At 45.8% G+C, this 14,228-nt stretch carries 14 protein-coding genes; 5 read left to right on the top strand and 9 right to left on the bottom strand.

Annotation, left to right across the window (positions count from 1 at the left end):
• Window positions 1-324: 324 nt before the first annotated feature.
• A complete protein-coding gene (locus OCU60_RS14480) occupies window positions 325-561 on the top strand; it encodes a DUF2789 domain-containing protein (RefSeq protein ID WP_074371899.1) in 237 nt (78 codons plus the stop codon).
• Window positions 562-677: 116 nt separating this feature from the next.
• On the opposite strand, the gene OCU60_RS14485 is transcribed toward OCU60_RS14480, so the two are convergent.
• Window positions 678-1,766 carry a hypothetical protein gene (locus OCU60_RS14485; RefSeq protein WP_074371900.1) on the bottom strand — a complete coding sequence of 363 codons (1,089 nt, stop codon included), beginning with the start codon at window positions 1,764-1,766 and terminating at the stop codon, window positions 678-680.
• Window positions 1,767-1,956: 190 nt separating this feature from the next.
• On the bottom strand, window positions 1,957-2,295 hold the full coding sequence (locus tag OCU60_RS14490) for a hypothetical protein (RefSeq protein ID WP_074371901.1): 339 nt from the start codon (window positions 2,293-2,295) through the stop codon (window positions 1,957-1,959).
• 346 nt (window positions 2,296-2,641) lie between these two features.
• On the opposite strand from OCU60_RS14490, the gene OCU60_RS14495 reads away from it, so the two are divergent.
• Window positions 2,642-3,019: a PEGA domain-containing protein gene (locus OCU60_RS14495; protein ID WP_074371902.1), complete on the top strand. Its 378-nt coding sequence runs from the start codon at window positions 2,642-2,644 to the stop codon at window positions 3,017-3,019.
• A gap of 109 nt (window positions 3,020-3,128) precedes the next feature.
• Here OCU60_RS14495 and OCU60_RS14500 read toward each other — a convergent pair whose 3' ends face one another.
• The 3 genes from OCU60_RS14500 to acuI form a co-directional block, all read right to left on the bottom strand.
• Complete coding sequence (locus tag OCU60_RS14500; RefSeq protein ID WP_074371903.1) at window positions 3,129-3,440, bottom strand: hypothetical protein; 312 nt, start codon at window positions 3,438-3,440, stop codon at window positions 3,129-3,131.
• Window positions 3,441-3,612: 172 nt separating this feature from the next.
• Window positions 3,613-5,568, bottom strand: coding sequence for an LTA synthase family protein (locus tag OCU60_RS14505; protein WP_095533265.1), 1,956 nt, complete (start codon window positions 5,566-5,568; stop codon window positions 3,613-3,615).
• 593 nt (window positions 5,569-6,161) lie between these two features.
• A complete protein-coding gene (gene acuI / locus OCU60_RS14510; RefSeq protein ID WP_074371905.1) occupies window positions 6,162-7,151 on the bottom strand; it encodes an acrylyl-CoA reductase (NADPH) in 990 nt (329 codons plus the stop codon).
• A 301-nt stretch (window positions 7,152-7,452) separates the two neighbouring features.
• On the opposite strand from acuI, the gene OCU60_RS14515 reads away from it, so the two are divergent.
• Window positions 7,453-9,210, top strand: coding sequence for a lysophospholipid acyltransferase family protein (locus tag OCU60_RS14515; protein WP_074371906.1), 1,758 nt, complete (start codon window positions 7,453-7,455; stop codon window positions 9,208-9,210).
• 101 nt (window positions 9,211-9,311) lie between these two features.
• Here OCU60_RS14515 and OCU60_RS14520 read toward each other — a convergent pair whose 3' ends face one another.
• From OCU60_RS14520 to OCU60_RS14535, 4 genes are all read right to left on the bottom strand, one after another.
• Window positions 9,312-9,794: a hypothetical protein gene (locus OCU60_RS14520; protein ID WP_074371907.1), complete on the bottom strand. Its 483-nt coding sequence runs from the start codon at window positions 9,792-9,794 to the stop codon at window positions 9,312-9,314.
• Window positions 9,795-9,856: 62 nt separating this feature from the next.
• Window positions 9,857-10,099, bottom strand: coding sequence for a hypothetical protein (locus tag OCU60_RS14525; RefSeq protein ID WP_074371908.1), 243 nt, complete (start codon window positions 10,097-10,099; stop codon window positions 9,857-9,859).
• A gap of 114 nt (window positions 10,100-10,213) precedes the next feature.
• Window positions 10,214-10,903: a DUF2589 domain-containing protein gene (locus OCU60_RS14530; protein WP_074371909.1), complete on the bottom strand. Its 690-nt coding sequence runs from the start codon at window positions 10,901-10,903 to the stop codon at window positions 10,214-10,216.
• Between the two features lie 192 nt (window positions 10,904-11,095).
• Window positions 11,096-11,713, bottom strand: a complete 618-nt coding sequence (locus OCU60_RS14535; RefSeq protein WP_074371910.1) for a DUF2589 domain-containing protein — start codon at window positions 11,711-11,713, stop codon at window positions 11,096-11,098.
• A 250-nt stretch (window positions 11,714-11,963) separates the two neighbouring features.
• Between OCU60_RS14535 and OCU60_RS14540 the strand changes: the two genes are divergently transcribed.
• Window positions 11,964-13,067 (top strand): hypothetical protein, encoded by a 1,104-nt coding sequence (locus OCU60_RS14540; RefSeq protein ID WP_074371911.1) that lies wholly within the window; start codon window positions 11,964-11,966, stop codon window positions 13,065-13,067.
• 99 nt (window positions 13,068-13,166) lie between these two features.
• Window positions 13,167-14,057 carry an N-acetylmuramidase family protein gene (locus OCU60_RS14545; protein ID WP_074371912.1) on the top strand — a complete coding sequence of 297 codons (891 nt, stop codon included), beginning with the start codon at window positions 13,167-13,169 and terminating at the stop codon, window positions 14,055-14,057.
• Window positions 14,058-14,228: the final 171 nt, after the last annotated feature.

Raw genomic sequence — 14,228 nt, forward strand, 5'->3', positions numbered from 1 at the left:
GTGTATTCAATCGTTATTTACAAAATACCTATTAATACAAGTACTGCAAAAAAGATTCAAATAAAGCACAACCAAACTCACAAAATAACTTTGTTTTGAATTTTATTTTCAATATTAATTGCGTACTTTGATTTTATTTTCATGAAAGCTGGGGTCGGGTCAAGCTAACCAGCAAGATGACGAAAAAGAAGTATGTACGATATCTTTGACCAATCATTATGCCGATTTGTCGCAACAATATTGCTCACATCACCGCGATAAAACCGACTCCATTTAGCACAGCATATATACTTCAGGTAAGTGGACGTAACTCAGGAGGCAATGATGGAAATCTATCAACACGACATGTCAGCTCTATTCGAACAGCTGGGTCTCGGGAGTTCACCAGAAGAAATTCAAGCGTTCGTGAAAAATCATCGACATTCAAGAGACTCAACGCCGATACATGAAGCGAGCTTTTGGACAGCTTCCCAATCCGCTTTTTTGAAACAGGCAATTGAGGACGATGCGGATTGGGTCGAGTTGGTGGATCAACTCGATGTGATGCTACGCGACGAATAGCTCACGAAAATACACGGTGAACTTACGGTGAATTCTTTTTGCTGTTGGAAAAAATGAATCACAGAGCTTTCTACTCAGGAAGCTCTGTGATTCATTTAGGACGTGACAACGTTGCTTCATAGACTCACAGCCGGACACAACTTCAACGCTTCTTGGGCACGAACATACCGGGCTTTCGTGGCATTTAATTTCTCTCGCGTGAATTTGATACGACCGAGCAGTTGATTGACAGCAGATATCGATTGCTTAAGTGTAGGCGTGAAACGACTTTCCTCGTCTTCTACTGTGCCATCGACACTATCTACCGATTGAAAAATAGCATCATACATCCCCTCTTGTGATGCAGATTTTCGGATATTGGTCATTTGAGTATTCAGGTTTGCAATGATGGTAGTGATATCCGGACGATTGGATAGCGCTTGATTTTTTACCGCGAGATTGGCGTCTTTCGTGGCAGCAATTACCGCATCAGGCATCGAAGAGAGCAGGTACTGCGATTCATGCGCCTCTTGGAACAACCCGGCTCGATTAGCCAGTAATGTTTGATAAGTCTCCAAGGCCGTCTTCCCTTCTGCGACAACATCGGCAGCAGTTTCAGTACCATCTACCCCTTTTTTAATCTCCTTGATATGATCAAGAAATGTGTTAGAGCTCAACTGATTCAAACTGTTGATCATATTCTTACCAAGTGTTTGAACTTGCTGTTCAGAATTTTTATCCTGTAATATCAAATGACTGGTTTTGGTAATACATGCCATTTTCTTTTCAGCTGATAAATATAACTCGGTTCTCGATATGGGCTGATGATAGCTCTTCATCCCCGTCACCCCAGCGATGAATACCCCAGCAGATTTGATCGCATCGATATGAGCATTGCCGAGTAATATCACCCCTGATGCTAAAGCTCCGGCCAGCAAAGCTGCATCATAACCTGTATTCAATTTGTATTGAGTATCCGCTGCTTTGGCGTATCTGAATTCTAATTGCTCAGCCCAAGCATAGGCACGACAAAGCCTCGTTTCTTCCGCATTTGAGTCCTTATCGACACACTGAATACCGTTATAAAAAACCTTCGTTTCTGGTTTCGACGCGTCAAAGGGCATGAGGAGCGTATGGTTATACTCTTCTTGCGGGTTTACAGCAGTCATCGAACATCCGGTTAAAACCAATGCTGTAATACCAACTGTCAATATCTGAGTCTTCATACAATAATCCTTTTCTTTATATTTGTTATATCAATAAAAGAATAGATTATTTTTTAACCCAGCGAGTATTTGCGAGTTTGCATGAATGAACTATTGATAGTGCAATCCCCCAACCGTTTTAAGACCATCATGGCGCTCATTTCATACCAGCAGCCCAAAGAACTACGAAAGCCGGGGGATAATAGACTAACTACATACCGCCTCGGCAATAGCTCACCCAGACCTGATCACTGCCACAACCGCTATCGACGACACAATCGAGACTTTTCTTTTGCACCTGCATTGAAAGCAACCATGAATAGAACTCTTTAAAATGTGGTTTATCCATATTGAGTCTAAAATATTGCGGTCTAACACCTGCACATTGTCCTTGATGAGTCCCATTGAGATAGAATCGGCCGTCTGTTCCCATGTGAATATAATTGGGCACACCTAAACTAATCCATCCATTGCCATTACCTTGTGCGTCTAAAGCGAATGAATTCACATGTACCATCAGGCCAATAACGAAAATAAATATTTTTTTCATAAGATTCCAATTCTATGATTTTTAAAGTAAGTGTTGGGATTTCAAGAAGTCATTTAAAAATATTTCCCAGTCAACATAATCTAGACCAGTCAAATTTAAATCGCTGCATCTGATATGCGTGAGGTTTATATCACATAGATATAATAAGGAGAAGTTCATCCACTATTCGGTAAACCACAATCGCTTTATGTCTGAACTTAGTCTTGATTCTGGTCTTTCACTGTCAGTCGAATATGATTAAAACATCATTAAAAATGATGATTTATTAGACATACATCAAAATAACACTTCAAATTGAATCCTAAATCATAGAGAATGCGCGCTTTGCAAAAATCATGGGCGAAACATGAAAAAACTTTTAATCAGCTTTATCTTGCTTGTCACACTTTCTGGCTGTGCAGCAATGTTTAACGGCACAAGTCAACAAGTATCGATTCGTAGTAAAAACCCAGCAGCTAAAATCTATGTCAATGAGGCATACCTTGGCGCTGGTAATGTCATGACCGTATTCAAGAAAAATCAAAACTATACGATTCGCGTTGAAGAAGATAATTGCCACTCAGTCACGATTCCTGTGACAAAATCATTCGACCCAACCACGTTGTTAGGCGTATTCATCGACTTTGGTCTTGTTTCCATTCTTGTCGTAGATGGCGTAGGCACTGGCGCATGGCAAAAATTTGACCAAACGAGCTACATCGTCGATACAAATTGCTCGAAGTAAAAAATATCAGGCAGCATCATGTGCTGCCTTTTTATACCGTTATATCACACTCTCTTTGAGACAACCTGCCAGTCCGATACATCGCTCATCCCATCACCCATCCTATTACTTATGGCCAAGCGCGTTTTTTACCACCGTTAGCTTTGATCAGCTCAATCGCTTTCTTCGACTTATCTTCAATCGAGCGTAAACTACGCGTGACGGTCTCCTGAAACTCAGCTTTACTCTGACCATACTGCTCAGGTGATGGGGATGACACTTGTGATTGTAATTGGCGGACCATCTGAACCAATTGCTGATTCTGCGTTTCGAGTGACTTCACCTTCGCAGTCAACTCTCGTAGCATACCATTTTGCTCTTGAATTCGAGATTCTATATTATTGAAAGACTGGAGTATTTGTCCGATATTTTGATCTGGCATCGCTATATCCAATTAGACCTACATCCCTCAAGTGTAGGTCAAACTTAGCGATTTATTCGGCCAATGTGGACGCTCAATATCATGATGATAGAAAACCCTGTTTGTCATCATCATCCGTGATTTGAAGCGGGGCGTCCTAAGCCGCCCCCGAAACAACCCACCATATCTGAGACTAGTGATAATCTTCTTGCGCTTGATAATAGTTGTCTTGAAAAGCCAGACTTCCCCACATTGCATAGGCGTGGGCTCTTGCTAAGACAGCATCAGTCACAGGATGGTCGGTTAACGTGTCATGTTGCGGATCATACTGATACGTGGTAATCCCCTGCTCAGGACGAATCACCACCACTTGATTATCGACCGTCATCCAGCCAAAGTTCTTATCCCGTTGCATCAATGCCCGCTGCTTATCGACCGGCACCGTTTGAGTCATATCATTGCCGACCATCGGATTGGTACTACTGACTCCTGCCAGAGATAACAGCGTCGGTGGCAGATCGATCTGACTCACCAAACGATCATCCAGCCGGTGTTCAATGCCACCACCAAAGATAATCGCCGGAATTTTAAAGTGGCCGATAGGCACCGGTAAGTTACCGCTGGTTCGAGCATCATGGTCAGCCACGGCCACAAAGATCGTGTCATTCCAATACGCAGACTGCTTCGCCTTCTTCACAAATTGCCCCAAAGCATAGTCGGCATACTTCACTGCGTTTTCTACCGTATTCTTCGGCTGGTTATACAGTTCAAACGGACGATCCGGAAACTCATACGGCGTGTGATTTGAGGAGGAAAACACTAAACTGAAGAACGGTTTATGCTGTGCATCCAGCCGGGTAAACTGCTCATCCGCTTTTTTGTACAAGTCACTATCGGAAGCCCCCCATGATCCCACAAATTCAGGAGACTTAAAGGTTGGAAAATCCTGCATATCCACAAAGCCATTGCCGAGGAAGAAACTCTTCATATTGTCAAAATGGCTCTCTCCACCGTAAATAAACTGCGTATGATATCCCTGCTTTTTCAAGAGATCGGCAATGGTGAAAAAGTTCGTTTGACTCTTACCCAGTTTCACCACCGCTCGCGCAGGCGTCGGTGTAAACCCAGTCGTCACCGCTTCTATCCCACGGACAGAGCGGGTTCCCGTGGCATACATCCGGGTAAAAGCCCAACCTTCATCGATTAAGCGGTCTATATTCGGCGAAGCATTGATGCCCCCGAGACGACTGACGAACTGAGCCCCGTGGCTCTCTAATAGCAAAATGACAATATTCTTCGGCTTGCCCTGATACTGTGCCTGATGGCGAGCCAATGTCGGTCTATCGCCCGGCACAAAATCTTGCGGCTTAACATTCATCGAGGCTTTCACTTCTTCGATAATTTTGTCTTGAGCCATTTGCGGATAAAACTGAAATGCACTGGCTTCAGAGCCCATCTGTTTGGCAGCAAAGATCACCGAGTAAGAAGAGTTTAAGGCAAAATCATTCATCAATGGATCACTGGAAAAAGCCACCATCGCCGGATTCATCGGACGATGCTCAAAGCTCGAACGAGCGCCCATCACGCCCAATGCGACCACGCCAACTGCAATCACCGGACGCCAGTACCAGCGTGGGAAAGTAAGCCCCGTCACCAATTTTTTCGACCAGCGCCAACCAATAGAAATCGCCAGCACCGATGTTATCAGACCAATCAGCAGCTCCAGTTTATAGCCGCTCCAAAGCATCCCAAACACTTCTTTCGGATAGATCAGGTACTCAACAAATAATCGATTCGGACGAAGGTCGTATTCTAAAATAAACGGAACGGTTGCGACCTCCATATACACAACCAACCATAATCCGGCAGTCAGCCAGATACGGAGAATCACATGCCAGCAACGCCCAATCAGATGATCGCCTGAAAAAAGTGCAGAAATAAGTGCAGGTAAGATCAACAAGTAACAGATCGACGATACATCAACCCGTAAGCCGCCCAAGAAAATATTTCCCCACCCTTGGGCATCATTCACCCGTTCAATCTGCCATAGCGACAGACCCAAACGGGAAATCGTAAAAAGAAGAATAAAAACAACCGCAGCGCTAACGATCGGATATAACGGCCCCAGCAAAACTTTTACTTTATACAATGTCAATTTCCTCAAAGATATAGTGATGCTCTCCTCTGATATAAATGATCATCAAACCTTCAACTGAATCATTTTCAAGCCAGAATCCAACACCCTGTTTTCATTCGACCAGTAAATCTGAAATAAATTCAAACAAATAAACCAAATGAAATTATTATCATATTAATTTTAAAGGTAAAATCAGTCAGCCATTGCTGCTCATAACACCCATAGAACATGCAGATTATTCCTAAATATAGAAAAACTTGGGCAAAATACAAAAATACAATCTATGTGTATATAACATTTTCGCAGTAGCATCACACCATCATTCACCCGTGATTGTTCTCTCATATGAATTGATGCTCACTAACGGGTCGCATCAGCAAACATGGGTGGGCTAATCATTGGTGTTTGAAAAGCCACGCTTTGAAGATTCATTGCTTAATAATAAATAGATTAATGATAACTAGTTTGGCGATGAACGATATGAAAGTAAACATTTGCATCGTAAGGTGTGAAAGGGGGATTGAAGGAAAGATGAATGACCAACCTTAAAAGCATCACCGGAGAACAAGTCTCCGGTGATGAAAATGACAAGTCTGTCAGGTCAATCAATCCTGATTGACATCGACAACCACACGCCCTGCCACTTTACCTGCCAGTAAGGCCTGTGCGGTCTCAACCACTTCCGACATACCAATCACTCGGCTGGCCTGTGCGATGAGATCTGCATCAACCAACTCGGCAATTTTTGCCCATGCCATATGTCTTGCATCCATCGGACACATCACACTATCGATCCCGACTAAAGTCACACCGCGTAAAATAAACGGTGCCACACTGGCAGGGAAATCCATCCCCTGAGCTAACCCACATGCAGTGACGACGCCACCATATACCGTTGATGCACAAGCATTGGCTAATGTGTGGCTACCGACTGAATCGATGACCCCAGCCCAACGTTCTTTTGCCAGCGGTTTTCCCGGTTGAGATAAACTCTGCCGCTCAATAATCTCTGATGCACCGAGCGCATAGAGCCGGTCTGCTGCTTCAGGACGCCCCGTGGAAGCGACAACCTGATAACCGAGTTTTGCCAAAAATGCGACCGCAAATCCACCCACACCACCATTGGCCCCGGTCACCAAAATCGGGCCGTTCTGCGGTAATACGCCTTGTTTCTCTAAGGCCAGAACAGAGAGCATCGCCGTATAACCGGCCGTCCCAATCGCCATCACATCAAAATTACTGAGCGTCGCCGGAACCGGTAGTAACCATTCACCCGGAACTTTGGCTTTTTGTGCCAGACCGCCCCAGTATTTTTCGCCCAGCCCCCAGCCATTGATTAAGACCCTCTGACCAACTGAAAAATCAGGGTGCTGACTCGACTCAACCACGCCAGAAAAATCAATCCCCGGAACCATAGGAAAAGAGCGGACAACCGGTGAACTTCCGGTAATCGCCAACCCGTCTTTAAAATTCAGTGTGGAATAATCAACCCGAACGATCACATCGCCGTGTTCAGGAAAATCCTCATCTTGTAAGGTTTTCAGTTCACATTGATAATCATCACCTTGTTTGTCGATATAGAGAGCTTGGAACATAGTTTTCCCCTCATTGGTATCTCTTGATTCGATGTAGAAAGAGTATAGTTTGATCGTCTAAAGCAGTCATAAAACCATAAGTTGTTCAGTCTCTTACTTCAAGGTAAAAGCTTCAAGCAGAAAGCCTGACTACAAGCACTAAGCTACCGTTTCTTTGAACTACATCAAATGGTGCTCACTATCTTGCAACAACGAAGTCATCAGAACGTCACCAGCATGACATGAAAGCCTCATAAAACTGAAGCGCGTCTGCAACAAATCCTCCCTAGCATGAAGATTATCATCATGATTCGAGGTTAATATGCTAGCGAACAGTCCTTTTAAGCTCCCGAAAAAGACGCCATTTGGTGTCGGAGAACACATTGCGGAATGGGCAACAGGCTTAACCAAACTAGACAAGTTTTATGCACAGCGTCCCGCAAACTGCGATACTCAGGCCTTTTTAAGGTTCACTCTGGAAATTTTAGGTATCGATTATCGAGTAATAAAAGGAAACTTGAATCATATCCCCGCTGCCGGCCCGACCGTGGTGGTCGCCAACCATCCACTCGGCTGCGTTGAAGGCGTGATTCTGGCTGAAATGCTGCTACAAATTCGTTCTGATATACAAATTCTCGCCAATCATTATCTGAAAACGGTTCCCGAGTTAGATTCACTATTTATCGGCGTTGATGTATTTAACACCAGCGAATCACAACAGGCGAACCGAAAAGCAATGCGTGCCGCCCATCGTCATCTGGAACAAGGTGGCCTGCTGCTGATTTTCCCTGCCGGGGAAGTCTCTCATCTGGTCGATATCAAACAACAACGGCTACAGGATAAAGCGTGGAGCACATCTGTCAGCCGCTTAATTAAAAAACACCACGCAACGTCAGTGCCCATCTTTATTAATGGGCAAAACTCCAAGCGTTTCTATATGGCAGGGAAAATTCACCCGCTATTGAGAACGCTGATGCTCGGGCGGGAACTCCTCAATAAAAAATCCCGCTCAATCGAGATCGCCATCGGTCAGCCAATTCAGTATAAAGAAGTTACCCCACTCAATAATGAGCAACTCGTCCACTACCTTCGCTTCAACACCTACCTGCTCAATCCGGCAACCCAAAAACAACGCAATAAGCAAGATGGCGATCTCACCCTCCCCCCTGTCGCACCTCGTCTGCCGCTGGGTGATCTGAAAAGTGATCTGGCTCGGTTATCCGCAGAAGATCACATATTGCAATACAATGAATTTGATGTGTATTGCGCCAAAGCGGCCTCAATCCCATGCATCATGCACGAAATCGGCCGCGTTCGGGAGATCAACTTCCGTCAGGTCGGTGAAGGAACAGGGCTGGCGCTGGATATTGATAAGTTCGACCGTCATTACTTCCACTTGTTTATCTGGGATCGGGAAGCCGAAGAACTGGTCGGTGCCTATCGCTTGGGGCTGGTTGATCAACTGATGGCGGAACATGGTCTGGCCGGGCTGTATTCCAGTACCTTGTTCAACTACGACCCGCAGTTTATTCATCAAATGGGTAAATCAATAGAGATGGGCCGCTCTGTGGTCGCGCAACCTTATCAGAAAAGCATGGCATCACTGCTACTGCTCTGGAAAGGGATCGCCACCTTCGTCACCCGTCATCCACAATATACACATCTGTTCGGTCCGGTCAGTATCAGTAATGAATATAGTGATGATGCCCGTCAACTAATGGCACAAACCATGACTTTGAATTACTACGATCCTGAGCAGGCGCAGTTAGTCAAACCGACCAATCCACTACCGACCCACAAATCCCATGACTGGAGTATTCACCTGCTCAGTGCCTTGGCGGACTTACAACTGCTGTCCAAAGTCATTGCCCGAATCGATGAAGGGAAAGGTGTACCGGTGCTATTGCGGCAATATTTGGGACTGAACGGCAAATTTGCCTGCTTCAATGTTGACCCGGATTTTCATGATTCGCTCGACGGCCTGATTGTGGTTGATCTCCGCCAAGTGTCAGAAAAGACCTTAACCCGCTATATGGGCAGCGCTCCGGCCAAAGCTTATCTGGCGCACCATGCTGTATAAAGCTATACGTTTATAAGACCATGCTTGTATAAGGCATGACTTGTATAAAATTATCATGGTATAAAAACCAGACTGCACACAATAAAGTGACATCCCCAGAGTCAATCCGTCTCTGGGGATGGCGCTGCGGGCATGGGCTCATCACACTCGATACTGATCGTTTGCCCCGATGACTCTGAAAAATGCAGCGACATTTTGACCGGTGTATTGTTTGACCACCAGTGGGCTTTTTTAGATAACGTCACCTGTGGCGCAACCGCGGTTGTGTCATCTCGGTCACCTTGTTCAAGGTAGGCATTCAACTCAAGTGACAAACTCTCAACTTTGAAAAAACGACACGGGCACAACATGTATAACGGTATCCATTGAATTTGGTAACGAATGCCCTCATCAGTCACACAAGGCATTTTGATCCCGACCGGTTTGGCCGTCATCATCGCATCGTCATCAATGGAAAAGTAATCCTCAAGCGGTGAGAATTTTTCATCTTCCGTGCGTGCTTTGGCCCGGAGAATATCTCGCATCAACCACTCAGCCAACACCCCGCGAGATTGGGATTGTGCCTTTGTAGACTTGCCTTTCATCACTCACACCTTCATCTCAGTTATTATCTCAGTGACCGATTTCTCAGTGAACGATTGTCCGGTTAGTCACGATTCAGTTTCGGCCGCTCGCCTTCTGCTTTCAGCCCGTGAGTCACCATTTGATACTGGCGATACTTATCTAACCCCTGACGATAAACAGGATAACTACTGATCGACAGCGCCACCGAGCTATGACAGACCGGACACGAAAAATACGCACCGGATAATAACAATTCAGACTCAATATAAATGATGCTTTTCTTACCGTTTTCCAGGCAAGTCGGACAAGGTAATTGGGTATTCATGGGCAACACCTCTGTTCAGAGCAAGATAAAAATTATCATAGAGAAAAAGGACCAGCCCCAGGGCATAGACTAGCAGGCTGGCCAAATGAGGTTACATCATCACAACGGCAATGATTATTTGCTATCAGTCACCATAATTGGTGCAATATTGTCGGTATAAGCTTTAATGATCACGCCAACCCCCTCTGGTAAAGGCAGTTGACCGGCATGAACTTTCACGTCATAACTCGCTTTATTACTCTTTTCATATTTTTCTGTGTTGCTGTTGCTCTTTTCAGAAGATTTCGAAACGCTGCCACTCACACTGGCAGAAAAAGGGCCGTAGCCGATCTTCGCTTCGAAACTCCCCTGAGCACTCATATTCTCTTTCTCTTGCTGACTTTGCTCATTCGAGAAGCTGGACTTCACTTCCATATTGAATTCAATGCTGACATCATCAACGGCCAGCGCATTCAAAGGAAGCAATGTCAGCAACGGAATCGAAATCGATGATTCCGCGGTATCGGTACTAACGGTCGATTCCCCTTCTTTTTCACCTTTGGTGGTCGTAATCACCGGCCGCTTGAGTGTCAAATCAACCATCACCGGCTGATATTCTGAACTTTGTGACTGATCGTCGTTGCCACCCCCCTTTGGAGCCTGTTTACTGAAACAGGTATCAAGCATGAACTTCACCTGCGTCATCGCCATTTTATTGTTCGCATCGGCTGCCGCCATCAACGGCCCACCGATCAAATCCCCCATCGGAAGACCACTGAATTGTTGTGCCATTGAGACCAGACCCGGCCCTGAATTGACTGCCATAAAGACTCCTTATCTGTGTGTAAACATCTGCTTTTCAGTCATCAGAGAGCACTCAACTCCGTGCCCGATGTGATAACGGTCAGTGACGGCCCGCGCCACTATCTGTCGTGGCGATCCATCCTGTCGTGGTGATTCATCCTGTCGTGGTGATTCATCGAGTTTCTGCTTGATTAATCATGATCTGCTAATGAATTAACCCGGAACCTGCGCTCTCAACGCTCTTTCATAACCATCAACGATATATTTCAGCCCGTCCGGGGTTTCCATCGCTGCAATTTTCACCTCCAGCTTGGCTTTACCACCATGGCCCTGATTGGCCCCTTCTTCTGCCATTTCTTTGGCTTTGAGCGTTCGTTTCGGAAATGAAACTTGCAGTGCATCACCGCTGATACTGAGCTCCAATTCGGTAGAAAAACTCATTTCCCGCAGTTCAACCTGAGATAACGGAATCAGGGTAATCAACGGAACATTCACCGTTTGTACACTCGGTCCGTTGCGCGTCACCGTCGGATACTGCATCGCCACCATTTTCGGTTTAAGAATCGGAATATCTCCCCCATATTCGCCATGCATAAACATTTTCGGTGCATCATCCGACGGTGGTGGATTTTTCTCACTACGCTTGGGTGTCTTGCCTTCAACTTTGGCATCGGAACGGCCGACATCTGCCATATGTGTGATGTCTTCATCATCGTCATCCGCCGGTTCAAAGAATCGCTCCAGCAAATCAAGGTTTTTCTGGATGAGCGCTTCTCCGGCTGAAGCCGTCGCCACATGAATCGAATGGACAAACTCTTCTAAGTTGATCATGCATCTCTGTTCCGTTAGTTCACATGGACTCAGTATTGTTGACGCCACCGAAAAGTTATCGGCTTAACACAGGGATTTTCAGGTCAAATCGATGAATGGTTATCTTCTCTGAATCCTTAGTTTCAGGCTCTGTCATGGTGAGTGGTTTCACCGTCAAAAAAACGATTTTCGCCAAGCGCTCACATCACGAATGCGCTGTGATCAATGAATAAGCGCTGTGATCAATGAATAAATAGAGAGGAAGGTGCCAATGAAACCATTACTGGAAAAATTAAAGGCAAAAAGTCGGCCGATATTATTAGGGCTGGTCGGTATCGCATCAGCATCGGTGATCCCGGTCTGGCAGATTTATTTTGTCGAAACCTCGGATGTCACACTAGAAATTACGGGGATCCAACGGATCGAATCCGATCACCTCAAAACCACACTCGATACCGATGAACTCCAGTTGCTTGAACCTTATATTCCTGAACAACTGCGCTATGAATACAACCCTCAAGGGGAAAAGGGAGATAAAATCGACTACCCCGAATTCACCGTATCCACCTTAACGGATGCGTATCATGCTGCCCGTCAGGATCTGAAAAACATTGCTGAAACTCGCGCCAAGCTAGAGCAATACATTGCGACTATCACAGCCTATCTAGATCCGAAAGATCACGAGCATCTGCTCAATGAATTCAGGGTCAGTGAAATGAAACAGTGGACGCTCAGTAACTATATCGATGACTCAGAGGCCCATTACTACGAACAACAGGTGCTGACAATCACCCGCAACTATGCCGAGTTGAAATTTACCGGTAAACAGACCCCCCAATTCAATCTGCCGGCCCTGAAGTTTTTGCTGTCCGATGTGAGAGATGATCTCGGTGAAGTCATCAAACAAAATAATCATCGACTGGAACAACTGCGGGACAATATTCGCGGTATCGAAGCGCAACTCAACAAATTAAAAGCCGAAAAATATCACCAATATAGCTATTTCACCCTCGATGTTGTCGCTGGAAATATAGGCCGGGTCAGTACCTCACTCCGTCCTGTAGCACTCATGCGGGTACAAATCAGTGACAATAACTATGTCGATGTACGTTTGCTGATGGAGGATTATCAGAATAACGCAGAGCTGCCGCCGGCATCGACCAAAGTTCTCCACTATCGTTCTGCTGAATTAAATCATCTGCCCAATGATGATCGCACGCTCGTGAACACCTTCTGGGGCAGTACCGGCCTTGCCAGAATTCTGACGCTCGATACCGGCGAACATATTTACGCCTCAAATACCATCGCTTTTGCCGATAATCAGAACCAGAAAGTGATGGTCGATAGACTGAAAAAAGCCGCTGGGTATTTTTAAACGGATTCCCCCGACTTCTTGCTCGATTGCCCCAATATTTCTGCGGTGTTGTCCACTATTGTGGCCTGGTATTCACCCATATTATACAAGGAGCGAGCCATGCAAGAGCTGGAACTGACGGCATCAGTCGGTAACGGGGCAGACAATACCCCGGAAGATACATTGAATATCCAGAAGGCGTTGAATCAGATTGCCGGCAAGATCGGCCTGCAAACGCCCCTGGCAGAAGACGGACAAATTATCGATGCCCATGATCAATCGCCGACCTGTCAAGCCATCGGTCTGTTACAAACCACTCTATTAGGGTATCGGCATCCCGATAATCGGATCGACTGCGGTGGCAAAAGTGAACAAGCACTCAAGCAAGCACTCCTGCCGACTCCGGCTTATATTCCCGATCTGGCGTTACCGGAATCTGCGCCACAAAGAGGACTCAGCGAACCGGATTATCAGGATGCCAGCGAACTGCTCTCATGTGACGTTGCTGCAATCAAAGCGGTCTCGGATGTCGAATCATCCGGCAGTGGATTCTTTGCATCCGGTGCCCCCTGCTTATTGTTTGAAGCCCATCAGTTCTCTAAATATAGTGACCATCAATTTGATGATTCCCATCCGAATATTTCTTCTCCCAGTTGGAATCGCTCGCTGTATGCCGGCGGAGAAAAGGAGTATGAACGGCTGCAACAAGCCCTGACTCTGGACCGCGAAGCTGCCTTGAAGTCAGCATCTTACGGACGCTATCAAATCATGGGATTCAATCATCAAAGCGCTGGCTATGATGACGTCGAAAGCTTTGTCCGGGATATGTTTTTAGCCGAGCGCCATCACCTGATGGCCTTCGTTCATTTTATTCAGTCCAACCCGAAACTACTCAGTGCCATTCAATCCCTCGACTGGGCAACCTTTGCCCGCTATTACAATGGTCCCGGTTATGCTGAAAACCACTACGATGAGAAGCTACAGCGGGCTTATGAGCGCCATCAAGGATAGGTAAATCCGTCTCTGATATACCGCACGATGGTATCCACTTCAGTTAGCATCCACTTCAGTTATCTGGATATCACCGCATATCAGTCAACCTGAATCAACCACTGGTGATGATTCACCATATGCAGGCAGGCAACCCGATTGCCACCACGGACTAAACAATAAAAGGAGACC

The organism is Vibrio spartinae, from assembly GCF_024347135.1.
Lineage (GTDB): Bacteria > Pseudomonadota > Gammaproteobacteria > Enterobacterales > Vibrionaceae > Vibrio > Vibrio spartinae.